This window comes from Nocardiopsis coralliicola, assembly GCF_054779695.1.
The window spans coordinates 40651-64317 of record NZ_BAAGXT010000035.1; the positions used below are offsets into that span (position 1 = coordinate 40651).

Genomic DNA, 23667 nt, shown 5'->3' on the forward strand with positions numbered 1-23667 from the left:
CGCGGTCCATTCCCGCGTTCGCGGGAGTCACAAGAGCTGAACTGCGATAACGCGGGGCGTTACCGTAATGACATCTCGGGCGACCTGATCGTGGCCACATTGCGCGAGTGCTCTCGCAGGCCTCCAGAGTGCTGTCTTCCCGGCGTCCGGAGGGGCCGCGCCGGCGTCGAGTGGTACCGGTCCGCGGCCGGGTCAGGGTGCCAGGGGCTGGGTGACTGGAAGTGACGTGTCGGTGGCCAGGTCCAGGCGGGACGGCGGCAGGCCCGCCCGGACCACCTCGGCGCCGAGGGCGCCGATCATGGCCCCGTTGTCGGTGCACAGGCCCGGGCGGGGGACGCGGAGGTCGATCCCGGCGGCCGCGCAGCGCTCCTCGGCCAGTGCCCGCAGCCGGGAGTTGGCTGCCACACCGCCGCTGATGACGAGGGTGCCGACGCCGTTGTCCCGGCAGGCGTCGACCGCCTTGCGGGTCAGCACGTCCACCACCGACTCCTGGAAGCCGGCGGCGATGTCGGCGACCGGAAGGTCGACGCCGCGGCGGCCGGCGTCCTCCACCCAGCGGGCGACCGCGGTCTTCAGGCCGGAGAAGGAGAAGTCGTAGGTGCCGTCGCCCCACTTGCCGCGCGGGAAGCGGATCGCCGACGGGTCGCCGCTGCGGGCCTCGGCGTCGATCGGCGGGCCGCCCGGGTAGGGCAGCGAGAGCAGCCGGGCGACCTTGTCGTAGGCTTCGCCGGCCGCGTCGTCCACCGTGTCGCCGAGCGAGCGCACGTCGGTCGCCAGGTCGTTGACGAGCAGCAGCGAGGTGTGCCCGCCGGAGACCAGCAGAGCCACCGCCGGGGACGGCAGCGGGCCGTGCTCCAGCTGGTCCACCGCGACGTGTCCCACCAGGTGGTTCACGCCGTACAGCGGCACGTCGAGCGCCATCGCGTACGCCTTGGCTGCGGAGACGCCGACCAGCAGCGCGCCGGCCAGTCCCGGCCCCGCGGTGACGGCGACGGCGTCCACATCGCTCTGCTGCACGCCCGCCTTGTCCAGCGCGCGGTGCACGGTCGGCACCATCGCCTCCAGGTGGGCGCGGCTGGCGACCTCCGGCACCACGCCGCCGAAGCGGGCGTGCTGGTCGACGCTGGAGGCCACGTCCTGGCCGAGCAGTGTGCACCCGCGGACCAGGCCGACGCCGGTCTCGTCGCAGGACGACTCGATGCCCAGGATCAGCGGATCGCTCATGAGATGCCCTCCTCGCCGGCCCGCTCGGCCGGTGTCGCCGAGCGGCGCATCACGATCGCGTCGGCATCGGTGTAGTACTTGCGGCGCAGGCCGATCTCGGCGAAGCCGTACCTCCGGTAGAGGTCCTGGGCGCGCGGGTTGTCCGAGCGGACCTCCAGGAAGACCTCGGTGGCGCCGCGGTCCAGCGCCTCCTGCAGCAGCCGGCGGAGCAGCGCGCGGCCGACGCCGCCGCCCTGGTGGCCGGACTCGACCGCGATCGTCTGCACGTCGCCCTCGGGCGGAACGGAGCGCAGGCCGGCGTAGCCCACGACGGCCCCGTCCGCCTCGGCGACGTAGTAGTGCCGGGTCGGCTCGGCGAGTTCGGAGCGGAGCATGGCCTCGCTCCAGGCGTCCGCGCCGAACAGGTCGTGCTCCATCGCCATCACGGCGGGCACGTCGCCGGCGGTCATCCCCCTCAGGTGTGCCACTGCCGCACCTTCTTCGGCGCCGACGGCTCGACCGCATCGGGCCGGCGCAGGTAGAGCGGGCGGGGCTCGTCGAGCGGCTCGCCGGCGAGCAGGCGGCGGGCCGCGAGCGTGCCGAGCGCGGCGGCGTCGGGGTAGAGCGGCTCGGGGTCCGCGGCGGCCGCACCGAACACCTCGGCGTACATCCCGGCGCCGTGGCCGATCACGGGCAGGCCGCCGGTGCCGACGTCAGCCGGCTTGTCGACGGCGATGGCGCCGGTGCGGGTGGCCGCGTCGTCGTAGCGGGCCCAGAAGACTTCCTTGCGGCGGGCGTCCGTTGCGGCGATGAACGGCGCCGTGCGCCCGGAGGCATAGGCGACGGCGTCCAGCGTCGGAACGCCGTAGCAGGGGATTCCGAGCGCGTCGGCGAGGGCGAGGCCGGTGGCCAGACCGACCCGCAGCCCGGTGTAGGGGCCGGGGCCGACGCCGACGGCGACGTGCGTGAGGTCGGCGAGGCGGGCACCGGCGCGCTCGACCACGTCGGCGATGCCGGGGGCGAGCAGTTCGCCGTGGCGGCGCGCGTCGACCGAGGACGCGGAGGCGGCGACCTGCACGGCACCGGGGCCGGCCCCGTCAGGTGCGGAGCAGACCGCGGCGGTGACCGCCGGGGTCGCGGTATCGAAGGCAAGCAGGAGCACGGGTTTTCCTCGAAGGTCCGGAAGGCGCGGCGGTGCGCCCGCCTCAGAGCTGGTGCAGCAGTTCGGCGCAGCGGGGGCCGACGCCGGTGACGCGGACGGTGCGGACATCGTCCGCGCGCCGCTCGATCGCGATCTCCAGCCGGTCCTCAGCGAGCTCTTCGGCGATGCCGTCGCCCCACTCCACGACGGTGACCGCTTCGGGCAGCGTCGCGTCGAGGTCGAGGTCGTCGAGTTCGGCGGCACCGCCGAGCCGGTAGGCGTCGACGTGGACCAGGTCGGGCCCGCCGTCCAGGGACGGGTGGATCCGGGCGATGACGAACGTCGGCGAGGTGATCGGGCCGCGCACGCCGAGCCCTTCGGCGAGCCCCTGGGTGAAAGTGGTCTTGCCGGCGCCGAGCGGTCCGCTGAGCAGCAGCAGGTCGCCGCGGCCGAGGAGGCCGGCGATGCGTGCGCCGAGGGACCGCATGTCCGCGTCGGTGGCGGCCGCGAAGGCCGTGGACACGTCAGCTGTCATCGTTCTTCCCGGTTGGAGGTACGTCCCAGGTTAAGCGGCGGAACACGACCGCGGTGCCATGTGGGCGACGTTCCTGCCCGGAACACCGGCCCGCTGCCCGTCCGGAGGCCCCGCCAGCCGGACGCAACGGCAGACGCACGCGGGTTGCGGGGGTGTGGGGGTCGTCCCCCACCCCGCAGACACCGGCGGGGTGGGGCGGGGCCCCGCCCCTCGGGCGCGTCACGCGGGGGTGTAGGTGCGCGGGACCCGGGAGCCCACGCGGGTGACGATCTCGTACGGAATGGTGTCCAGGATCTCGGCCCAGTCTTCGGCGGTCGGCTCTCCTGGACCGCCGCCGAACAGGACGGCGGTGTCGCCGGCCTCGACCGGGTCGCCGCCGACGTCGAGCATGAACTGGTCCATGCAGACGGTGCCGGCGATGGTGCGCACGCGGCCGGCCGCGTGCACCGGACCGCGGTTGGTGGCGGCGCGCGGGACGCCGTCGCCGTAACCGAGCGGGACCAGCGCGAGCCGGGTGGCTTCGCTGGTGGTGTAGCGGTGGCCGTAGGAGACGCCGGCGCCCGCCGGAACACTCTTGACCAGCGCGATCTCTGAGCGGAGCGTCATGGCGGGCCGGAGCCCGCCGAACTCCATGCCGGGGATGGGGCGCAGGCCGTAGGAGGCGATGCCGGGGCGCACCAGGTCGTAGTGCGTGTCCGGCAGGGTGAACGTGGCCGCCGAGTTCGCGATGTGGCGGGCCTCGGGGCGCAGCCCGGCCTTCTCGGCGACCTCCAGCGCCTCGGCGAACACGCGCTGCTGGGCGGCGATCGACGGATGGCCGGGTTCGTCGGCGCAGGCGAAATGCGAGAAGACGCCGGTGACGCGGAGCAGCCCGGCCGCTTCGGCTTCGGCCGCGGCGGCGACGACGGCGGGCCACGCCTCGCCGGTCACGCCGCCGCGGTTGAGCCCGGTGTCGGCCTTGAGGTGCACGCGCGCGGCCTTCCCGGTGCTGCGGGCGGCGCCGGCCACGCGCTGCAGGACCTCGGGCGCGCTGACGCCGAGGTCGATATCGGCGGCGATCGCCTCGCCGAGCGGCGCGGCCGGCGGCAGGATCCACGCGACGGCGGGCGCGGTGATCCCGGCCGCGCGCAGCTCAAGGGCCTCTTCGACGAACGCGGTCCCGAGCCAGGTCGCGCCGCCGGCGAGCAGCGCGCGGGCGGACGGCACAGCGCCGTGGCCGTACCCGTCGGCTTTGACGACCGCCATCACGGCGGCACCCTGCGCCCGCCGGGTCAGTTCGGCGGCGTTCTCGGCGAGGACACCGAGGTCGACGCGGGCCTCGGCGAAGGTCGGTGGCATGGGGCAAGTCTAGGTCGTCCCTCCCCGTACCGCCGCCGAGCCAGCCGGAAGCAGCGCCGCGACCGCAACCGTCGCCGGTGCTGGTGGCGGCCCAGCGGTGCGGAGTAATCCCGCTCGTCCTGCGCGGTGCGCCGCCGATCGCCGCGTCCGTCCCGGCATCGGGGGGCCGCAGATCGAACCGGCCGCGGGAAGCGCGCCACGGCAAGCGGGCTGCTTCCGTTCGGCTGACCAGCCGGCCGGCCGCAGCAGCGGGCACGGCACGGCCGCGACCGCCCGGCGTGCGCGGCCGCGTCGCGGGACAGTCGCGGGTCAGTCGCCGTCGAGGCGGTCGGCCGGTGCGGGGTCGGGCGGGGCGAAGGGGCCGGGCGGGCTGGGCCGGAGGGCGCTGTGCAGGGCCGCGCCGAGGCCGCGGGCGACGAGGGCGGCCGCCCAGTAGGGCAGCTGGCCGGGTGCAGCCGCGCCGAGCAGCGCCAGGCCGGTGGGGCCGGGCCGGCGCAGCAGGACGCCCATGGCGGGCGGGTCGGCCGGCGCAGCCCACCCCGAGGCGAGCAGCACCGCAGCGGCCGTGCCCGCGACCGCCGCCCAGATGCGCCCGTCGGCCGGAAGGCCGTCGAACCATTCCATCGCGGCCTGCAACGCGGACAGCACGTACGCCGCTCCGGCGGCCGCACCGGATCCGAGCGCGGGAACCGCGGCGGGGTGGACCACCGCGAAGGCCGCCGCGGCGATAACCGCGGCACCTGCCGCCGCTCCCCCGGGCTCCAGCGCTCGCCGCGCGGCGTCGAGGCGCTCCGGCGGCGGGTAGCGGCGCCACGGCCGGCCTTCGGGCGCGCGCACCGCACCCAGCGCGTCGGACCGGCGCGCGCGCAGGTACCGCCAGGCGTCGAACAGTCCGGACGGGCCGCGGCGGGCCGCACGCAGCTGCACGGCGAACTCGTGCAGAACCGTGGAGAGGCCGTCGGCCAGTGTGCGCGGCAGGCGGATCCAGGCCAGTGCGATCCGGCGGAACGACGGGGCGATGTCGCCCGGCACGCGCACCCGCGCCCGCACACCCCGTCCGGACGCGGCGGCGCGCAGGCCGGCCAGCGGTGCGGCGCCGGGCAGCGGCGGCGTCGTGGCACCGGTGAGCCGCATCAGCCGCAGGTCCAGCAGCACGGCAGCGACCAGCAGACCGAGCAGGAGCCAGCGGGCGAGCGCGCCGTTGCCGGTCAGCACCGCGATCGTGCTGCTGACCGGGTCCATCGGCAGGCCGAGCAGCGCCGCGTTGTAGTGCAGGTGGTCGAGGAAGGCCAGGCCCGCCGCGAGCGGCACGCCGAGCCAGACCCAGGGCCGGTAGGCGTGCCGGCCGACCAGCGCGAACCCGACGGCGCCGGCGATGAGCCCCGTGGTCACGGCGTGCCCGGCGAACACGGTGCCGTCGGCCGCCGCGACCGAGGCGCCCGGGACGAGCGTGAACGGCCCGTAGTCGGCGACCGCGGCGAACGGCCCGCCGGCAGTCGCGAGCAGGACCTGCTCGGCGGCCTGGAAGCCGGCGCCGGATGCCGCGCCGAGCAGCAGCAGGTCGACCGCCCCGCTGCGGCGCAGGCGGCGCCGCGCGAACACCCACAGGAGCAGCAGCGGAAGGAGTTTGCCGAGCTCTTCAACCGGAACCGCGATGTAGGTCGGTCCGATCCAGTCCCCGTCGCGGCCGAACGGTGCTGCCAGCGTCTGCTCGGCGAACGCCAGGGGCCAGGCCAGTGCTGCGCCGAGGACGGCGACCCGGAGCAGCGTCGCGAACCCCACGGTGCGCGAGCGGGCGAACAGCGCGAGCTGGGTCAGCAGCCACACAGTGCCCAGCAGCACCGGAACCGAACCACCGATGTCGGGCACGAACAGCAGGGAGACCAGGAACGCCGCGAGCAGCAGCCAGCAGGCGCCGCCGCGCACGGCCCGCAGCGCCGCGGCGGCTCGCGGAGAGCCGGTACGCAGGCGGTGGGCGCGCTCGGCAAGCCGTTCAGCGGTGTCCGGGCCGGGCCCGCGGGTGGTGCGGGCGTGCCGGGCACCGGGGGCGGTGCAGCCGTACCGCTGGGCGGCGCGCAGGAGTTCCGGGTCGCGGCGGCGGCGGGCTTCGGCGCCGAACTCGGCGCGCGCGCCGGGCAGGTCGGATCCGGTGAAGACGGAGGCGAAGTCGGCGGGGCCGGCGGCGACGGTGAGCTCTTCGGCGGTGATGAGCACGGCGGCCGAGAGGTCTTCGACGACGATAAGCACGTCGGTGGGGTCGTCGCCCCAGCCGCGGATGACGTCGACGATGCCGGCGGTGGTGGCGGGCGCGTCGGTGACCGGCTCATAGGCGAACTCGGCGCGGGTGCGGCAGATCAGCACCCGGTCGACGCCGACCGCGGCGGCCGCCGCTGCAGCGGCGTCGACCAGGGTGGTGTCCCGGGGCGCCAGGAAGGGGACGACGGCCTTGCGCTCCGCCGCCATCCACGCCTCGTCGAACTCCGTGGAGTTGGCGCACACGCGGAGCACCAGGTCCCGGGTGAGCATCGGCTGGGCGTCCATAGGCTCCCTTATGCGCTTTCGAGGGGTAAGGGGGATTGACCACGCCGCGGCGATTATGCCGGAGGAGGGTCGCCTACGGTAGCGCTCCTGTTCCGCACCGGCCGCACCTGCACGCCCCGGTGCGGCCGCGGCGGGCAGGATGGAGGATGCCGCCGGGCACACGCCGGCGGCGCGGAGCGAGGAGGGGTGATGGAACGCGAGAAGGGCGGTACCGGCGGGGTGCGCGTCGCGGACGGGATCGACTTCCCCGACACCGGCGACGGCCGGCTCTGGGTGGTGGGCGCGGTGGTGGCGGCGCCCGACGGCCGGGTCTTCGCGCAGCGCCGGTCGCCGGACCGGAAGGTCTTCCCCGGCTGCTGGGACCTCGTGGGCGGCCACGTCGAACCGGGCGAATCAGTGCGGTCCGCCCTCGCCCGCGAAATCGCCGAGGAGACCGGCTGGCGCCTCGCGTCGATCGACGCCGAACTCCACCGGCTCTCCTGGACCCCCGACGGCGGCACCGAACGCCACGAGGTGGACTACCTCGTCCGCGTCCGCGGCGACCTCACCGCCCCCGCCCTCGAACCCGGCAAGCACACCGCCTTCCGCTGGCTCAGCCCCGCCGACCTCCCCGCGATCCACAACCCCGACGACCCGTTCGTCACCGACCTCCTCCAGCGGGCATTCGCCGCTCTGGAAGGAGAGCAGGCGGCGCCGCCGGCTTCGCCGGCAGAGTGGTGAGCACTGTCCCGACCGCTGTGGTCAGAGGGGACGCTGGTCGCGGGCGTAAGGGCTCACGGCATGGCAAGGACGGTCGGCACCTCTGGGATGGAGCCGGGCGGCGGTCTGGTGCCAAGGGCGGGGGCGCAAGCACTACCCGCTAGGGCGGCTTCGCCAGCGGTCCTGCCTGGTCTGTGCCGCGGCTTCGAGGCCAGTGCGCGGGCAGTGTTTCTGCTGTTCGCGGGCAGGGGGGGCGGCTTCGACCGCAGGCTCCCGCTTCTCGGTCGCCGGCTTCCTGGTGTTCAGTGCGTCGGACCAGCGGACAAACGGCGGCAACGGCGAGAGGGCAGGGCCTCGGGTGGTCAGCCGGGTGTCGGGCAGGTCGCATCGCGGGCTCAGGCATCACAACAAGGGCGGCTTCGCCGACAGATTTCCGCTCTGTCCGCCACTTCAAAATCGGCGTGAGACCAGTGATTCTGCTGGTAGTCGGGGCGGGGCCGGACCAGACCGCAGGCTCCCGCGCCGCTGCGGCCGGCCGAACGATGTTTGGTGCGTCGGTCAAGCGGCCGCGACGGCAGCGGTGCCCGGAAGCTCGGGGCAGCGGCCGGGCGCCGGGCCGGCCGCGGGGCAGGCGTGTTTGCGAGGGCGGCCGACGCCGCAGGCTCCCGCACTTCTGTAGCCGACCGACCGATGTTCAGTGCGTCGGACCAGCGGAAAGCGGCGGCAACGCCAGGGGGAGGCGGCTCCGCGGGTGAGCGACCGGGCGCGGGGCGGGCGTGCGGGTCGGGAGTGACTGGTGTGAATAGAGGGGCTGGAGGGTCGGCGGCCGGCGGGCCGGGCGTGGGCGGGTGGTTCGCGAACCGCCGGTAACACCCCATCGCCGCCACGACACCCACCTTTTCAGCGCCCCATCCCCGCAGAATCGAGCGGCGCGATCCTTTCGCGGCCCGTATCCAGGGCTGGTTTCACTCTGCGTGGCGACATTCAGGGCGAAACCGGGCGTCAATCACCACTGGAGTCCGAGTGTCCGGTTTGGGGGCCCACGCTCAAAAGCGCGGCGCGTTCCTCTTCGCGGGGCGATGAAACCCCTCCCGCCTCAAACCGCCCATAACGGGACAGCGTGAGACCACGAATCGCTCCTTTTTACCGACCAGGCAGCGGAAAAGGCGGATGCGCGGGAATCAGACACCGCCACACTGCGTAACCACGCGTTCTGCGCAGGCCAGAGTGGCGCGGAATCGGACTCTCCGCGCAGGGCCCGCAGGGGAGAGTGGTGCTTGCTTGGGCGGGATTGCAGGGCCCCCGTTGCGGTGCCCGCTGTCCTGGCATGCGCCCGCCATCCGGCCGACCCGCGACCAGCCGCCGCCCGACCGCCCCCGCCACAGGCGCCGCCGAGCTCTGCCGCCGCCTCCTCTTTTCCGCTGTTCCGACGCCAAGAACACCGGACAGCCGACTACCGAGGAGCGGGAGCCTGCGGTCCCTACCGTTCTGGCCCCATGAACAGCCGCACGACTCTTCGCACACCGCCCCGAAGCAGCGGAACAGAGCGCAAAGACTGCCGACAAAACCGCCCTCGCGCGGATGCCGTGAGCCCCCACCCGCGACCACCCCGGCACCCGGCCGACCAGCCAGGCCCCCTCTCAGCTCCGCCGTCGCTGCCGCTTTTACGCCTGTCCGACGCACTGAACACCGGCAAGCCGGCCGCAGGGATGCGGGAGCCCGCGGTCGAAGCCGCCCCCACCCCGCGAACAGCAGGAACTCTGGCCACACACAGATCGCGAAGCGGCGGGACAGAGCCGATCAGTCTGCCGGCGAAGGCGCCCTTGTTGTGAAGCCTTACGTCTCCGTCACGCGACCAGCCCGCCGCCCGCCTTAGGTACCGCCGAGCTCTGCCCTCGCTGCCCCGCGCCCAGCAGTGGCTCTGGTTGCGCAACAGCCTAGAGCGGCGGGACAGAGCGGAGGATCTGCCGACGAAGCCCTCCTTTGCAGCCCCCGCCCCGCCTCTACTCCTCGCCCTCTAGGACCGACTTGATGGCCGCGGGGAGGGCGGGGAGGAGGTCGGTGGCGGAGATGGGAGCCCCGGAGTGGGCGGTGCGGGCCGCGAGGCCGTGGAGGTGGGCAGCGGCGAGGGCGGCTTCGCGGGGGCGGAGGCCGGCGGAGAGGAGGGCGCCGGCGGCGCCGGTGAGGACGTCGCCGCTGCCGGCCGTGGCAAGCAGCGGGGTGCCGGTCAGCACCGCGCCGGCCGGCCGGCCCGGCTCGGCGACGACGGTGGTGGACCCCTTGAGGAGGACCGTGCAGCCGTAGACGTCGGCGGCCCGTTCGGCCTGGGCCAATCGGCGCCGCTCGATGTCGGCCCGCTCCGCGCCGGGCAGCAGGCGCGCCAGCTCACCCGCATGCGGGGTGAGCAGGGTGGGCGCCGCGCGGTCCTGCACCAGGCGCGGTTCCCGGGCGACCAGCGCCGTCGCGTCGGCGTCGACCAGGACCGGCACATCCACCGCGAGCAGCTCCGCCAGCTCGCGCGCCGCCTCGGCGTCCGTGCCGCGGCCGGGGCCGACCGCCCAGGCGGCCACCCGAAGGCCGGGGTCGGGCGCCGAGACGACCGCCTCGGGCCAGTGGTCGAGCACGCGGGCGCGCACCTCCTCGGACCCGGTCGGGCGGACCATGCCGACTCCGGTGCGCAGCGCGCCGCCCACGGCCAGCACCGCCGCGCCCGGGTAGGCCGCCGAGCCCGCCGCGACGCCGAGCACCCCGCGCCGGTACTTGTTGTCCTCGCGGGCCGGCCGCGGCAGCAGTGCGGCGACGTCCGCGCCGGTCGGGCATTCCAGCCGGGGTGACGGCAGCTCCGGGCCGAGGCCGATGTCGACGAGGTGAACCGCGCCCGCGTGGGCGGCTCCCGGGTCCACGAACAGGCCGGGCTTTCCGGTGCCGAAGCAGATGGTGGCGGTGGCGGTGACGGCGGCGCCGTGCACCTCGCCGGTGTCGGCATCCACGCCACTGGGGATGTCGACCGCGACGACGGGCGCGGGGGCGGCGTTGGCGAGCGCCGCCAGCGCGGCATGCGGCTCGCGCAGTCCGCCGGTGCCGCCGATGCCGGTGAGCCCGTCGATCACGAGGTCGGCGACTGCCACGGCGTCCGGCGCACCGGACGGGTCGATGATGCGGCCCCCGGCCGCGCGCAGGGCTGCCGCTGCCTGCTCGTGCAGCCGGGACGACGCCGGAACTGCGGTGACCGCGGCGCCCCGCCGCGCCAGCCGCGCGCCGGCGAACAGCGCGTCGCCCCCGTTGTCGCCGCTGCCGGCGAGGACCACCACGCGCGCCCCGTAGACCCGCGCGAGGATGCGGGCGCACGCAACGGCCAGCCCTGCCGCGGCCCGCTGCATCAGCGCCCCGTCGGGGACGCGGGCCATCAGCTCGGCTTCGGCGCTGCGGACGTCGGCGACGGCGTGGGCGGTTCGCATGGCCCGTTTCTACGGGAGCCGCCCGCCCCTGTCCACGCCGCCGCGCACGAGGTGGGGGTGCTGCAGTGTCACATCCGGTCGATGGCCGACAGGTCGACGTCGACCTCGACGGGTGCGTCCGCCTTCAGCGTTCCGCGGTGGACCCCGTTGGCCTCGTAGCGGCCGGTGGCCGGATCGCGCTTGTAGGCGTAGACGGTCGGCCCGTCCTTCTCGTCCTCGATCCGCCAGAAGTGCGGGATACCGGCCGTCGCGTAGATCTCGGGCTTGCGCTCCCGGTCGCGGGTCCGGGAGTCGGGCGAGACGACCTCGACGGCGAGGACGACGGCGTCCGGCGGGAATGACGTCTGGTTGCGGCCCTCGACCGCTTCCGCACGCAGGATGAGGATGTCGGGTTCAGGGCGCTGGTCGCGCGCGATCAGCAGGCTCATCTCCCGGCGAACGAGCAAGTGCTCGGGAACCGCCATCCGCAATGCATGTTCGAGGAGATACAGCATTAGCGTGTGGAAGCTGCGCTGCGGACTCACGAAGACCAGGCTCCCGTCGATGAGCTCGGTGTGCGGGGGGAGATCCGGGATCCGGTCGAGGTCGTCAGCTTCCCAGCCGTCCTCGGGAGGGATGGGCCAGTCGAATCCGGCGCCGCTCTCGGCACCGTCCTCTCCTGCTTCCGCTGCCAGTCCTGCCTCTGCTTCTGCCAGGTCCGCCATGTCGGGCGGTGTCGGACGGACGGACTGCGCCGGCGAAAGGGGGCGCCGCGTGTCCCGAGACGTGGTCGCAGGAGGGCTCACGTCGTCTCCTCCGGCTGTCGAGTCGCGATCGTCGCCCAGAGTAGCCACGCCGGTCCTCCTGGTGCAGGGAAAGTCCCTTCATTGTCGCAGTTTCCCGTGCACCCGGCGGGAAACCCCGCGCGGACCGGAGCGGGGCGGGGCCCTGGTTTACTGGCGAGGGCACCCTCCGGCGGGCGGAGGGGGACGCTCCGGCACGATCAGCACGGGACCTTCGGCATGACCTCCACTGACGAGCGCATCGCGCCCGACGACGCCCTCATCGAGCGGGTGGCGCAGCTGCAGAACGCCATGCACAAGCTGGGCGCCGACGTCATCCGGCTGCAGACGCAGCTGAACGAACCGGCGCCCGACCCGCAGCCGGACCCGGCGGCGCCGCGCTTCATCTTCAACATGTCCCGCGAGGACTACCGCACCGAGCTCGCGGCGCTCATCTCCTGGGTGGACGGCTTCCTGGTGCCGACCTACGCCGGCGACGGCGCCGACTGGTGCCCCGCCTGGTGGGAGCACCACGAGGCGGTCGGCCGGCTGCACGCGCTGCGGCTCGCATACGCCGAGCTGTGCGACACCGCGGCGGCCGGGCCGTCCGGGCCGGCCCGCTGGCACACCGAGCACCTCGACCCGCTGCTGGACCGGCTCGTCTCCGCGGCGGGGCCGTTCGCCCGCTGCCGCGGCGGCGCCGGGCACGCCGAGCGGATGCCGGCCCGCGCCGCCCAGGACCCGGTCGGACGGGCCGGCTGACCGCTCCCCCGCCCCCGCCGGCGCTCAGCCGCGGATCACGTGCGGGACGAAGGACGACGTGTCGTCGGTGATGTAGCCGGACGTCTCGCGGATGCCGAGGCCTGCCGCACCGTCGCCGACCACCCAGGTGCCGAGGACGGGGTGCTGGCCGTCGAATGACGGCAGCGGGACGAACTCCTGGTAGAGCATGCCCTCGGCGCCGTAGTCGCCCGGTCGGCTCTCCAGCTCGCCCGCCGGCGTGACGATGCGCATGCTCGCCCCTTCCCGGCCGAGCAGCGGCTTGGCGATGTAGGAGCTGAGCGGGCCCGGGTCGTTCAGGTAGGCGGGCAGCAGGTTGGGGTGGCCGGGGTAGAGCTCCCACAGCACGGCGAGGACCGCCTTGTTGGAGAGGACCATCTTCCAGGCCGGCTCGATCCACGGCAGCCGGTCCAGGTTCTGCAGCACGAGCGGGCCGAACGCGTCGTCGACCAGCCACTCCCAGGGGTAGAGCTTGAACGCCGCGGCGATCGCGTCGCCCTGCAGGTCGGCGAAGGCCTGCCGGCTGCGGTCCCAGCCGATGTCCTCCAGCGCCACTTCGCGCGTCGCCAGCCCGGCCTGGACCGCGGTCTCCTGGATGTAGGCGGTGGTGAGCGCCTCCTCGCCGGACTCGTCGGCATTGGTCCAGGCGAAGTGCACCCGGCCGCGGCGCCCGGCCGGCAGCCGGCCGGCGATCTCGGCCCAGCGGTCCACCAGCCGCTCGTGCAGCGAGTTCCACTGGTCGAGGCCGGGGTGGACGTCCTGCATCCAGTGCCACTGGGCCACGGCCGCCTCGACGAGCGCGGTCGGGGTGTCGGCGTTGTACTCCAGCAGCCGCGCCGGCCCGGTCCCGTCGTAGTGCAGGTCGAAGCGGCCGTACAGGTAGGGGTCGGCGCGCTTCCAGGACTCGCGCACGAACGGCGCCACCCACGGCGGGATGCCGAAGTCGGCGTAGCGCTCGCGGGTGACGACGTGCTCGACCGCGGCGAGGCACATGCGGTGCAGTTCCTCGACGTCGGCCTCCAGCCGCAGGACCTCGTCCATCGTGAAGGCGTAGTGCACCGACTCGTCCCAGTAGGGCCGGGTGAGGTGCTCGGGGTGCACGGACACGTGGAAGCCCAGGCCCTGCTCCTCGACGATGTCCGGCCAGCCGGGCCGCACCGCATTGCCGCTGCTCCTGATCACCGGTCCGCCCCTCAGCTGCCGCTGCCGCCGCGGCCGCCCATGCCGCCGCGCTGGATGACCTTGCCGCCGTCGGTGACGATGCGGGCGTCCGAGGGGCGCGTGGTGGTGCCGCCGCTCACCGACCCGCCCGACGCGCTTCCGCCGTAGTAGAGGAAGTAGCCGCCGCCGTGCGAGGTTCCGCCCCCGCCGCTGCCGGTGGACCGCCCGTCGTCGTCGCACCGGTCGTCGTCGACCACCCGGTAGGAGCCGTCGCTGCGCCGGTCGTCGTCGACGCAGCGCGCGGTGACCGTGTCCGGTGAGCAGCCGGCGGCGACGGCCAGCGACAGCGCTCCGATCGCGCCGGCGACCACGGTCCGCGAACTCATCCGGCCGGTGGTCCGGAACGGGCGGCGCTCCTCCGCCGCGCTGCGGTCCGGCCCGGTGTCACCGCTCCCGCGCGCGGAGGTGTCACCGGCCATGTCTGCGGTCCCTCCCATGCAGCACCCTCCCCATCGTCCGGCGGACCCCCTGCGGCGTTGCGTGCCGCAGGGCAGCACCGGACCGCCGGGTCCGCGTCTCTGTGCCGTGGGACGCAGCCTGCACCCGCTCTGTTCCAGTCCGCCGCAGGTCGGCCGGAAGCGGCCGCCGCAACGGGGCCTCCGGAGGCCGGGGCGGGTTCCCGGGGCGCGGGGGAGCAGGGAGGCGGGGCGCGGAGGGCGCGGGCCGGCGCGGCTTCCCGGCGCGGCGCACCGGGCCGATCGGCCCCTTCCGCTGGGGCGCGGGCGTCAGGTCTTGCGCAGGCGCACCCGGCGCACCCGGTGGTCGTGCCCCTTGTGCAGGACCAGCGTGGCGCGTGCCCGGGTCGGCTGGATGTTCTCCACCAGGTTGACCTCGTTGATGCTGCGCCAGGTGTTCATCGCGAACTCCCGCGCCTGCTCCTCGGGGACGGTGGTGGCGATCGAGTGGAAGTAGGAGCGCGGGTCGGAGAAGGCCGTGCGCCGCAGCTCCATGAAGCGGTCGAGGTACCACTGCCGGATGTGCTCGACGCGCGCGTCGACGTAGAGCGAGAAGTCGAAGAAGTCGGCGACCGCGAGGTGGCCGGCGATCGGCGGCTGGAGCACGTTGATGCCCTCGACGATGAGGATGTCGGGCCGGTGCACCGTCTGCACCTCGCCGGGCACGATGTCGTACTCCAGGTGGGAGTAGATGGGCAGGTCCATGACTGCCGCGCCGGCTTTCATCTCCGACACGAACCGGACCAGCGCGCGGCGGTCGTAGCTCTCCGGGAACCCCTTCCGGTTCATGATGCCGCGCTCCTGCAGCATCCGGTTGGGGTAGAGGAAGTTGTCGGTGCTCACCAGCTCGACGTCGGGGTGGTCCGGCCACTGGGCGAGCAGGGCGCGCAGCAGGCGCGCGGTGGTCGACTTTCCGACGGCCACGCTGCCGGCCACGCCGATGACGAACGGCGCCGGGCGGTCGTTCTCGCCGAGGAAGGCGCGCACGGCGGAGTGCCGCTGGCGGGTGGCCTTCACGTAGAGGTTGAGCAGCCGGGACAGCGGCAGGTAGATGTCGCGGACGTCATCCAGCGACGTGGGATCGGAGATCCCCCGCAGCATGTCGAGTTCGGCTTCGGTCAGCGAGAGCGGGGTCGCCGCACGCAGCGCGGCCCACGCCGCACGGTCCAGCTCCACGTACGGCGATGAAAAGCCGTTCTTCGTCGCGTGTGACACGTCTGCCCACTTTAGGGCAGAAGGATCTCCCGGCCCGCCACCGGCCCCCGTGCGGGGCGCGCGGCGCGCCGCAGCGCGCAGCGGCCGCACACCGCCGGGGACATCTGCGGCGGTTCCGGGCGGCGCGCCCGGAACCGGCCACGGAATCGGCGCGGCCCAGCCGGCTCCGCGAAGGGCCGGCGGCACCCCTCCCCACCTGGGACTCAACCCCGGGGGACCCCCAGTGGTCTATACCGTTACCTGCGAAAACGGCGAATGGTATATGCCACGGTGGGCTTCAGCACCGCCCCCGCTGAACTACGCTGGCGGCCATGTGCGGAATCGTTGGCTACGTCGGGCCGCAACCGGCGCTCGAAGTCGTCGTGGACGGCTTGGCAAGGCTGGAGTACCGCGGGTACGACTCCGCGGGTATCGCCGTGGTCGCCGACGGGCGGCTGCGCACCGAGAAGCGCGCGGGCAAGCTCGCCAACCTGCGCGCGGCGCTGGAGGCGGCACCGGCTGAAGCCGACGGCATCGGCATCGGCCACACCCGGTGGGCCACCCACGGCGCACCGAACGACCTCAACGCGCACCCGCACGTCGACAACGCGGACCGCGTCGCCGTCATCCACAACGGCATCATCGAGAACTTCGCCCAGCTCCGCGCCGAACTGGAGGAGCGCGGCTGCAAGTTCTCCTCCGAGACCGACACCGAGGTCGCCGCGCACCTGCTCAGCGAGGAGCTGAAGGACCGCGGCGACGAGGACCTGGCGTCGGCGATGCGGTCGGTGTGCCGCCGGCTGGAGGGCGCCTTCACCCTCGTCGCCGTGCAGGCCGGCGCCCCCGACGTGGTGGTGGCTGCGCGCCGCAACTCGCCGCTGGTGGTCGGCCGCGGCGACGGCGAGAACTTCCTCGCCAGCGACGTGTCCGCGTTCATCGCGCATACCCGCGACGCGGTCGAGCTCGGCCAGGACCAGGTCGTGGAGCTGCGCCGGGACTCGGTGACCGTCACCGACTACGACGGCAACCCCGCCGACGTCCGCGAGTACCACGTCGACTGGGACGCCTCGGCCGCCGAGAAGGGCGGCTACGACTACTTCATGCTCAAGGAGATCGTCGAGCAGCCGCGCGCGGTCGCCGACACCCTGCTGGGCCGGGTCGCCGCCGACGGAACGCTGCACCTGGACGAGATGCGGCTGGCCCCCTCGGAGCTGCGCGACATCGAGAAGATCGTCATCATCGCGTGCGGCACCTCCTACCACGCGGGCCTCATCGCGAAGTACTCCATCGAGCACTGGTGCCGCGTCCCGTGCGAGGTGGAGGTCGCCAGCGAGTTCCGCTACCGCGACCCGATCCTCAACCGGCAGACGCTGGTCATCGCCATCTCCCAGTCCGGCGAGAGCATGGACACCCTGATGGCGGTCCGCTACGCCCGGGAGCAGCGCGCCCGGGTCCTGGCGATCTGCAACGTGAACGGCTCCACGATCCCCCGCGAGTCCGACGGAGTGCTCTACACCCACGCCGGACCCGAGGTCGGCGTCGCCGCGACCAAGACGTTCCTCACCCAGCTGGTCGCCTGCTACCTGGTGGGCCTCTACCTGGCGCAGGTGCGCAACCTGAAGTTCGGCGACGAGATCAACACCGTCATCCAGCAGCTCGCGAACATGCCCGAGCAGGTGGAGCGGGTACTGGCCACCGTCGAGCCGGTACGCGACCTGGCACGGGCGCTGAGCGACAAGCGCACGGTGCTGTTCCTCGGCCGCCACGTGGGCTACCCGGTGGCGCTGGAGGGCGCGCTCAAGCTCAAGGAGCTCGCCTACATGCACGCCGAGGCGTTCGCGGCCGGCGAGCTGAAGCACGGCCCGATCGCGCTGATCGAGGACGGCCTGCCGGTAGTCGTCGTGGTGCCCTCGCCGGAGGGCCGCAGCGTGCTGCACGACAAGATCGTCAGCAACATCCAGGAGATCCGGGCCCGCGGCGCCCGCACGATCGTGATCGCCGAGGAGGGCGACACCTCGGTGCGGCCCTACGCCGACGAGCTCATCGAGATCCCCGCGGTGCCGACGCTGCTGCAGCCGATCGTGGCCAGTGTGCCGATGCAGGTCTTCGCGTGCGAGCTGGCGCTGGCCAAGGGGAACGACGTGGACCAGCCGCGCAACCTCGCCAAGAGCGTCACCGTCGAGTAGCGCCGCGTCCGGTGCGGTACTGCCGCACCGGCCGCGCTCCATCCCGGTGCAGCGCACCGGCTCCTCCTCCGGGCCCCGGCGGCGCGCCGCCGGGGCCCGCGGCGTGCGGTCGCCGATCATGGTCGGCGACCGCACGCCGCTTTTCGCAAGGAGGACGCCGCCGATGCGCCGGATCCGCTCACGGGTGGCAGCGCCGCTGGCGCTGGCCCTCGCGTCGCCCCTCGCCCTGGCCGCCGGCTGGCCGGCGCAGCCGGCCGCCGCCGGCACTGCTCCCGGGGGCGCCGGCGACCCCTACTTCCCCGACTACGGCAATGCCGGCTACGACGTCGCGCACTACGACCTGGACCTCGACTTCGCTCCCGGCTCCGGGAAGCTCACCGGGACCGCCGAGATCAGCGCGACGGCAGAAGAGGACCTGCCGTCGTTCACGCTCGACTTCCTGCTGCAGGTGGACGCGGTGCGGGTGGACGGCGAGCCGGCCGGCTTCACCCTGCACCCCGACCGGCACAAGCTGGAGGTGGTGCCGCAGCAGGCCCCGGAGTCCGGCGACCGCGTCCGGATCGAGGTGGACTACGCCGACGTCCCGGCCGACGTGCAGTGGGGCGGACAGGACGCGGGTAGCGGCTGGTATGCGCGCCCCGGCGCCGCGCTGGCGCTCGGCCAGCCGGAGTCGGCGTGGTGGTGGTTCCCGAGCAACGACCACCCGTCCGACAAGGCCACCTACGACGTGCGCATCGCCGTCCCGGAAGGCACCGAGGCGATCGCCACCGGGGTCCGCACCAGCCGCACCGACCGGGGTGGGAAGACCGTCACCACCTGGCGCCAGGACCGTCCCGCGGCGACCTACCTGGCGACGTTCGTCGCCGGCGACTTCGCGGTGGAGACGGGGTCGGTACCGTCCGGCACGGCGGCGGGCCGGCCACTCCTCGACGCCTACGCGACCGACCTCGGCCCGATCGAGGCCGACGCCCGCGCCTCCATCGAGCGCAGCACGGAGGTGGTGGAGTTCCTGGAGCAGCGGTACGGCCCTTACCCGTTCAATGCGCTGGGCGGCGTGGTGGAGAGCCCGGAGACCGGGCTCGGCTTCGCACTGGAGACACAGTCCCGCCCGGTGTACAGCCCGGCGTTCTTCGACAAGGGCACGCCCAACCCCTACGTGGTGGTGCACGAACTGGCCCACCAGTGGTGGGGCGACTCGGTGTCGGTGGCGGGCTGGAACGACATCTGGCTCAACGAGGGCTTCGCGACCTACGCCGAATGGGAATGGTCGGAGCACACCGGCGAGGGCACCGCGCAGGAGATCGCGGAGCAGACCTACGCCGGCTATCCGGCCGACGACGCGTTCTGGACGGTGCCGCCCGGCGACCCGGGAGCCGAGGACGTCCTGCACACCGCGGTGTACAACCGCGGCGCGCTGGCGGTGCACGCGCTGCGCACCGAACTCGGCGACGCCGACTTCGACCGCCTGCGCCGCACCTGGCTGGCCGAGCGCGCCTACGGCAACGGGTCGGTGCAGGAGTTCCAGGACCTCGCAGAGCAGACGGCCGGCCGCGACCTGAGCGAGCTCTTCACCACCTGGCTGTACTCCCCCGAGCGCCCCGCGGCCGCGCCGGGCGCCCGGGAGCACACCTCGGCCGCCGCTCCGCCCGAGTCCTGGCCCCTCCTGGAGCACAACCGGGAGGTCCGCGCCGAGGACGGACACGGCGGCCGCCCCGGGCACTCCCACTGAACCGCTCCCGCCCCGGCCGAGCACAGCGGCGCCCCCGCACCCTGGGTGCGGGGGCGCCGTGCCGTCGGGGCGCCCGGGCCCGGGAGACGGCCGGCCCCTGCTTCCCGGCACGGCTCACCGCCGGGTACCCGGGAGCCCGCGCGGCTTCTGCGAGTGGCTCCGCCCGCTCAGCGCGGGCACGCCGGCCGCGGAGCAGCCAGGCGGTCCCGCGGCCGTACCCGGTGGTCTCCGTCTGCGCCGCAGACCGCGGGCGCTCCGCTGTTCCGCTGCGCACGGACCGGCGGCGCGGACACGGCCAGGCCGCCGCGGAGGCGGCTCCCCGGCCTGCCGGGAAACCGGCCGGCTCCGGGACGAGCCGCCGCCCGGAGTTCCGACCGCCAGTGCCGGCCCGCCCTGCGCGCTGCACGAGGCGCTGAGGCCCTGCGGGCGGCAGTGCGCGGCAGCTGACTTCGCCGGGCAGCAGGCCGCCCGTCACGGGTTCGCGGGGCAGAAACGCCCCGGACAGTGCTCGGGCGGGGTCCATCGGACGGCTCCGACGGCGCGGGCCAGGCTGTCCAGGCCCCGCAGGCGCCGCTCGCCCGGGACTGCAGCTGCCGGAGCAGGCGTCCCCCCACTTCAGCCGCCCCGGCCGGGGCGCGGCCCCTCAGCGGCGCCCGCCGTCGCGGCCGGCCCGCGTGGCACCGGGCCCTGCGGGCTGGTCACCGGCGTCGCCACCCGACCCCGGCACGGCCGGTCCGCCCCGCTCCTTCTTCCGGGAGCTGAGGCGGACCGGCGGGAACGCGCGAATCGGGCGCCATGGGCCCGGGGACCCGCGGGCGCTAGGACAGCTCGGCGCGGACGACCTCGGCGAGGCGGTCGGCGATGGCGCGGGCGCGCTCCTCTTCGGCGGCCTCGACCATGACGCGGACCATCGGCTCGGTGCCGCTGGGGCGGAGCAGGACACGGCCGGACTCGCCGAGCTCGGCCTCAGCCACCGCGACGGCGGCGGCGACGCGGGCGTCGCTGTCGGCGCGGGACTTGTCGACGCCGCGCACGTTCACCAGGACCTGCGGCAGCCGCGTCATCACCTTCGCCAGCTCGGAGAGTGCCAGTCCCCGGCGGGCGACGGCGGACATCAGCCGCAGCCCGGTCAGCAGCCCGTCGCCGGTGGTGGCGTGGTCGAGCAGCACGACGTGGCCGGACTGCTCGCCGCCGAGCGAGAAGCCGCCCTCGTGCATGGCCTCCAGCACGTAGCGGTCGCCGACCGGCGTCTCCACCACGCGGATGCCGGCGTCGGCCATGGCGAGCTTCAGGCCGAGGTTGCTCATCACGGTGACGACGAGCGTGCCGTCGGCGAGCCGGCCGGCCTCGTGCATCTCGGTCGCGAGCACCGCGAGGATCTGGTCGCCGTCGACGACCGAGCCGTCGGCGGCCACGGCGAGGCAGCGGTCGGCGTCGCCGTCGTGCGCGATGCCGGCGTCGGCGCCGTTCTTGACCACGGCCTCCTGGAGTGCCTCCAGATGGGTGGAGCCGCAGCCGTCGTTGATGTTGAGCCCGTCCGGCGCATCGCCGATCGTGATGACCTCGGCTCCGGCCCGGCGCAGCGCCTCCGGGGCGACTGCGCTCGCGGCACCGTGCGCGCAGTCGACGACGACGGTGAGTCCGTCGAGCCGGTGCGGCAGCGACGCCAGCACGTGGGCGACGTAGCGCTCAGCGCCGTCGGCGGCCTCGGTGACGCGGCCGACGTCGGCGCCGGCAGCACCCTCGGCCGGCTCGGACAGGGCCGCCTCGATCCGGTCCTCGACCTCGTCGGGCAGCTTGCGGCCGCCGCGGCCGAAGATCTTCACGCCGTTGTCCGGCGCCGGGTTGTGGCTGGCGGAGAGCATCACCCCGAAGTCGGCGTCCAGCTCGGCGGTGAGGTGCGCGACGGCGGGCGTGGGCAGTACGCCCAGCCGGACGACGTCGACACCGGCCGCGGCGAGCCCGGCCACCACGGCGGCCTCAAGGAACTCGCCGGAGGCGCGCGGGTCGCGGCCGACGACCGCCCGCGGCCGCGAACCGGCCGGGCCCAGTACCCGGGCGGCGGCGATGGACAGGTCCAGAGCGAGGCGGGCGGTGAGGTCGCGTCCGGCGACCCCCCGGACCCCGTCGGTACCGAACAACCGAGCCACGTGGCATTCGCCCCTTCGTTGGAAGCGGATCAGGGAGAGGTGGGCGGCGGAGCCGGCGCTCACCGGAGCGCGGCTGCCGGCTCCCGGCGCGCGGGGATGGTGCCGGAGGCACCTCGGCGCGGCACCGGGCCGCCGGCGGTACACGGAGCGGTGCCGCGGCGCCGGCCGGGAGCAGTCTCCCAGGCTCGGCACCCGCAGCGCGCCAGTGCGCGCAGACCCCGGATACAGCTGCGGCCCGCACGGACCCCGTGGAACGGGGCCGGCGGGCCGAAGCGTGCACCGAACGGGCCGGCGTCCGCCGAGCGCGTCAGCGCTTGGAGAACTGCGGGGCCTTGCGGGCCTTCTTGAGACCGGCCTTCTTCCGCTCGACCTCGCGGTCGTCGCGGGTGAGGAAGCCGGCCTTCTTCAGGGTCGGGCGGTTGTTCTCCGGGTCCAGCCCGGCGAGGGCGCGGGCGATGCCGTGCCGCAGCGCACCGGCCTGGCCGGAGGGGCCGCCGCCGTGCAGGCGGGCGAAGACGTCGTAGGCGTCCTCGAAGCCGAGGGCGACCAGCGGCTCCTTGATCTCCTGCTGGTGGACCTTGTCCGGGAAGTAGTCCGACAGCGGCTTGCCGTTGACCTTCCACTCACCGGCGCCGGGGGTGATCCGCACGCGGGCGACGGCCTTCTTGCGCCGGCCGGTGCCGGCGCCGGGGCCAGAGGCGGTGGGGACGTAGGCCGCACCGGCCTCCGCAGCGGACTCGGTGGTGTACTCCGCCGGGAACTCCTCGCTCCCGTCGAACTCCTGCACGTCTTCGATGCCGGTGGGCTCGACCACGGTTCTCCTCGTACTTCCTGTAGCTCTCGCGAACGCCTAGGCGGGCTGGTCGATCTTGGTGATTTCGAACGGCACCGGCTGCTGCGCCTGGTGCGGGTGCTCCGACCCGGCGTAGACCTTCAGCTTCTTGCCCATCTGGCGGCCGAGAGAGCCCTTGGGGAGCATGCCCTTGACGGCCTTCTCGATGGCGCGCTCGGGGTGCTTCTCCAGCAGCTCGCTGTAGGACACGGACCGGAGGCCGCCGGGGTAGCCGGAGTGCCGGTAGGCCCGCTTCTGCTCCCGCTTGCGACCGGTGAGCGCGACCTTCTCGGCGTTCACGATGATCACGAAGTCACCCGTGTCGATGTGCGGGGCGTAGTAGGTCTTGTGCTTGCCTCGGAGCAGCGTGGCGACGTGGCTGGCCAGCCGGCCGAGCACGACATCGCTGGCGTCGATGACGTGCCACTGACGCTGGACATCGCTGGGCTTGGGGCTGTATGTGCGCACGATCGTTAGCCTTCGTCTCAGTCGGCGTGGTCCACCCTCCGCTTCGGGAGGGGCAGAGGACTCGTATTCCTTGCCCGGGGCGGCCGCCTTGGCGGGTTCCCCGGTCTTGAGTGCGCCTGGGTGATGCGTGATCGGCGCCCACATATGAATGCAAGGGAGCCCACGGCAACTCAACGCACAACGACGGGGTAGCATATCGCCGCAGGACACCGCAGGTCAAAACGGCCCACCCCAGGTGAGCCCGCCCGGCGGAGCACGGCGATTCCTGTCTACTCCGTTCCCATTATGCCTTGTCCCGCGAGTGGTTCGGACCCGTTCCGCGGCGCTCGCGCCACCCGAGGGAGGGGCCGCACGGGCCGCTGGCAGGCCCGGCGGAGCGGCATGCTCCGGGAAGGCCCGTGCTGGCCGGGATACGGCGCTCCGCAATCCGATTCCGCGCAGGTCCGCAATCGGGATGTCAGGACCGGTGTCCGGAGAAGAGGGAGATGACCGTCATACCGTCTCCGCATCGCCGCGAATCGGACGCTAGAGTGCGTCGAGAGCATAGCGCGTCGTTCTCGCGCTCCGACGCACCGAGGCGCCCGCCGCGTCACCGCCCCCGGCGCCCGCACCCGTGCGCCCCCCGCGCCTCAGGACAGCCAACGGAGTAGTCCCATCACACCGCATCCGAACGATCCCAGTGCAGGGCGCCCCGAGGGCGCTCCGGGCCAGGACTCCGAGCCCGGCGACCTCCTCGGCCCGCCCCCGGCCTCCGACCCGCGGCCGCAGGGCCCCGCCCCCGCGCAGCCCGGTCCCGCACCGCAGGGCCCGCTCGGCGGTATCCCCACTGGCGGGGCTCCCCGGCCGGCGCTGCCGCCGCCCGGCGGCCAGGGCACCGGTCCGCGTCCTGCTCCCGGCCCCGGCCACCCGCCGGGCGGCCCGCAGGCCGGTCCGGGGGCTCCCGGCGGTGCACCGGCGCCGCCGCGCGGCCCGCAGC

The 23667-nt window shown here is 74.2% G+C and carries 18 protein-coding genes; 4 read left to right on the forward strand and 14 right to left on the reverse strand.

Going from position 1 to position 23667, the window contains the following annotated elements; translation table 11 throughout:
- Positions 1 to 192: 192 nt before the first annotated feature.
- The 6 genes from tsaD to ACYVGT_RS20770 all read right to left on the reverse strand — a co-directional run bounded on the left by tsaD (position 193) and on the right by ACYVGT_RS20770 (position 6758).
- Positions 193 to 1224, reverse strand: a complete 1032-nt coding sequence (tsaD, locus tag ACYVGT_RS20745; RefSeq protein ID WP_460861016.1) for a tRNA (adenosine(37)-N6)-threonylcarbamoyltransferase complex transferase subunit TsaD — start codon at positions 1222 to 1224, stop codon at positions 193 to 195.
- Positions 1221 to 1673 carry a ribosomal protein S18-alanine N-acetyltransferase gene (gene rimI, locus ACYVGT_RS20750; RefSeq protein WP_460861065.1) on the reverse strand — a complete coding sequence of 151 codons (453 nt, stop codon included), beginning with the start codon at positions 1671 to 1673 and terminating at the stop codon, positions 1221 to 1223. The genes tsaD and rimI overlap by 4 nt, the downstream gene beginning before the upstream one ends.
- Positions 1674 to 1678: 5 nt before the next feature.
- On the reverse strand, positions 1679 to 2365 hold the full coding sequence (tsaB, locus tag ACYVGT_RS20755) for a tRNA (adenosine(37)-N6)-threonylcarbamoyltransferase complex dimerization subunit type 1 TsaB (RefSeq protein ID WP_460861019.1): 687 nt from the start codon (positions 2363 to 2365) through the stop codon (positions 1679 to 1681).
- Between the two features lie 43 nt (positions 2366 to 2408).
- Positions 2409 to 2879, reverse strand: a complete 471-nt coding sequence (gene tsaE / locus ACYVGT_RS20760; protein ID WP_460861021.1) for a tRNA (adenosine(37)-N6)-threonylcarbamoyltransferase complex ATPase subunit type 1 TsaE — start codon at positions 2877 to 2879, stop codon at positions 2409 to 2411.
- Between the two features lie 219 nt (positions 2880 to 3098).
- On the reverse strand, positions 3099 to 4217 hold the full coding sequence (gene alr / locus ACYVGT_RS20765; protein WP_460861023.1) for an alanine racemase: 1119 nt from the start codon (positions 4215 to 4217) through the stop codon (positions 3099 to 3101).
- Positions 4218 to 4526: 309 nt separating this feature from the next.
- On the reverse strand, positions 4527 to 6758 hold the full coding sequence (locus ACYVGT_RS20770) for a PrsW family intramembrane metalloprotease (RefSeq protein WP_460861025.1): 2232 nt from the start codon (positions 6756 to 6758) through the stop codon (positions 4527 to 4529).
- Positions 6759 to 6947: 189 nt separating this feature from the next.
- On the opposite strand from ACYVGT_RS20770, the gene ACYVGT_RS20775 reads away from it, so the two are divergent.
- Entirely contained in the window at positions 6948 to 7478 is a 531-nt protein-coding gene (locus ACYVGT_RS20775) for an NUDIX hydrolase (RefSeq protein ID WP_460861027.1), read from the forward strand.
- A gap of 1982 nt (positions 7479 to 9460) precedes the next feature.
- Here the strand turns inward: ACYVGT_RS20775 and ACYVGT_RS20780 are convergent.
- Together ACYVGT_RS20780 and ACYVGT_RS20785 are read right to left on the reverse strand one after the other, a co-directional pair.
- The gene (locus tag ACYVGT_RS20780; protein WP_460861030.1) at positions 9461 to 10915 is read right to left on the reverse strand and encodes an NAD(P)H-hydrate dehydratase; all 1455 of its coding nucleotides are present in this window, start codon (positions 10913 to 10915) and stop codon (positions 9461 to 9463) included.
- Positions 10916 to 10983: 68 nt separating this feature from the next.
- On the reverse strand, positions 10984 to 11619 hold the full coding sequence (locus ACYVGT_RS20785; protein WP_460861032.1) for a Uma2 family endonuclease: 636 nt from the start codon (positions 11617 to 11619) through the stop codon (positions 10984 to 10986).
- 297 nt (positions 11620 to 11916) lie between these two features.
- Here ACYVGT_RS20785 and ACYVGT_RS20790 point away from each other — a divergent pair, with 297 nt between their 5' ends.
- Positions 11917 to 12438, forward strand: a complete 522-nt coding sequence (locus ACYVGT_RS20790) for a DUF4913 domain-containing protein (RefSeq protein WP_460861034.1) — start codon at positions 11917 to 11919, stop codon at positions 12436 to 12438.
- A 24-nt stretch (positions 12439 to 12462) separates the two neighbouring features.
- Here the strand turns inward: ACYVGT_RS20790 and ACYVGT_RS20795 are convergent, their stop codons facing one another.
- From ACYVGT_RS20795 to coaA, 3 genes are all read right to left on the reverse strand, one after another.
- Positions 12463 to 13638, reverse strand: a complete 1176-nt coding sequence (locus ACYVGT_RS20795; protein WP_460861036.1) for a glutathionylspermidine synthase family protein — start codon at positions 13636 to 13638, stop codon at positions 12463 to 12465.
- Positions 13639 to 13649: 11 nt separating this feature from the next.
- Positions 13650 to 14114 (reverse strand): hypothetical protein, encoded by a 465-nt coding sequence (locus ACYVGT_RS20800; RefSeq protein WP_460861039.1) that lies wholly within the window; start codon positions 14112 to 14114, stop codon positions 13650 to 13652.
- 288 nt (positions 14115 to 14402) lie between these two features.
- Positions 14403 to 15308 (reverse strand): type I pantothenate kinase, encoded by a 906-nt coding sequence (coaA, locus tag ACYVGT_RS20805; RefSeq protein WP_460861068.1) that lies wholly within the window; start codon positions 15306 to 15308, stop codon positions 14403 to 14405.
- Positions 15309 to 15658: 350 nt separating this feature from the next.
- Here coaA and glmS point away from each other — a divergent pair, with 350 nt between their 5' ends.
- On the forward strand, positions 15659 to 17512 hold the full coding sequence (gene glmS / locus ACYVGT_RS20810) for a glutamine--fructose-6-phosphate transaminase (isomerizing) (protein WP_460861042.1): 1854 nt from the start codon (positions 15659 to 15661) through the stop codon (positions 17510 to 17512).
- A gap of 163 nt (positions 17513 to 17675) precedes the next feature.
- A complete protein-coding gene (locus ACYVGT_RS20815; protein ID WP_460861044.1) occupies positions 17676 to 19241 on the forward strand; it encodes a M1 family metallopeptidase in 1566 nt (521 codons plus the stop codon).
- Positions 19242 to 20059: 818 nt separating this feature from the next.
- Here ACYVGT_RS20815 and glmM read toward each other — a convergent pair.
- The 3 genes from glmM to rplM all read right to left on the reverse strand — a co-directional run bounded on the left by glmM (position 20060) and on the right by rplM (position 22691).
- A complete protein-coding gene (gene glmM, locus ACYVGT_RS20820) occupies positions 20060 to 21391 on the reverse strand; it encodes a phosphoglucosamine mutase (protein ID WP_460861045.1) in 1332 nt (443 codons plus the stop codon).
- Between the two features lie 307 nt (positions 21392 to 21698).
- Complete coding sequence (gene rpsI / locus ACYVGT_RS20825) at positions 21699 to 22205, reverse strand: 30S ribosomal protein S9 (protein ID WP_460861048.1); 507 nt, start codon at positions 22203 to 22205, stop codon at positions 21699 to 21701.
- 36 nt (positions 22206 to 22241) lie between these two features.
- Positions 22242 to 22691 (reverse strand): 50S ribosomal protein L13, encoded by a 450-nt coding sequence (rplM, locus tag ACYVGT_RS20830; RefSeq protein ID WP_460861052.1) that lies wholly within the window; start codon positions 22689 to 22691, stop codon positions 22242 to 22244.
- Positions 22692 to 23667 lie beyond the last annotated feature (976 nt).

Excerpts from the sequence above, each read along its gene's own strand:
- tsaD (WP_460861016.1), bottom strand. The coding sequence starts at position 1,224 with ATGAGCGATCCGCTGATCCTGGGCATCGAGTCGTCCTGCGACGAGACC.
- rimI (WP_460861065.1), bottom strand. The coding sequence starts at position 1,673 with ATGACCGCCGGCGACGTGCCCGCCGTGATGGCGATGGAGCACGACCTG.
- tsaE (WP_460861021.1), bottom strand. The coding sequence starts at position 2,879 with ATGACAGCTGACGTGTCCACGGCCTTCGCGGCCGCCACCGACGCGGAC.
- alr (WP_460861023.1), bottom strand. The coding sequence starts at position 4,217 with ATGCCACCGACCTTCGCCGAGGCCCGCGTCGACCTCGGTGTCCTCGCC.
- ACYVGT_RS20770 (WP_460861025.1), bottom strand. The coding sequence starts at position 6,758 with ATGGACGCCCAGCCGATGCTCACCCGGGACCTGGTGCTCCGCGTGTGC.
- ACYVGT_RS20775 (WP_460861027.1), top strand. The coding sequence starts at position 6,948 with ATGGAACGCGAGAAGGGCGGTACCGGCGGGGTGCGCGTCGCGGACGGG.
- ACYVGT_RS20780 (WP_460861030.1), bottom strand. The coding sequence starts at position 10,915 with ATGCGAACCGCCCACGCCGTCGCCGACGTCCGCAGCGCCGAAGCCGAG.
- ACYVGT_RS20785 (WP_460861032.1), bottom strand. The coding sequence starts at position 11,619 with ATGGCGGACCTGGCAGAAGCAGAGGCAGGACTGGCAGCGGAAGCAGGA.
- ACYVGT_RS20790 (WP_460861034.1), top strand. The coding sequence starts at position 11,917 with ATGACCTCCACTGACGAGCGCATCGCGCCCGACGACGCCCTCATCGAG.
- ACYVGT_RS20800 (WP_460861039.1), bottom strand. The coding sequence starts at position 14,114 with ATGGGAGGGACCGCAGACATGGCCGGTGACACCTCCGCGCGCGGGAGC.
- glmS (WP_460861042.1), top strand. The coding sequence starts at position 15,659 with ATGTGCGGAATCGTTGGCTACGTCGGGCCGCAACCGGCGCTCGAAGTC.
- ACYVGT_RS20815 (WP_460861044.1), top strand. The coding sequence starts at position 17,676 with ATGCGCCGGATCCGCTCACGGGTGGCAGCGCCGCTGGCGCTGGCCCTC.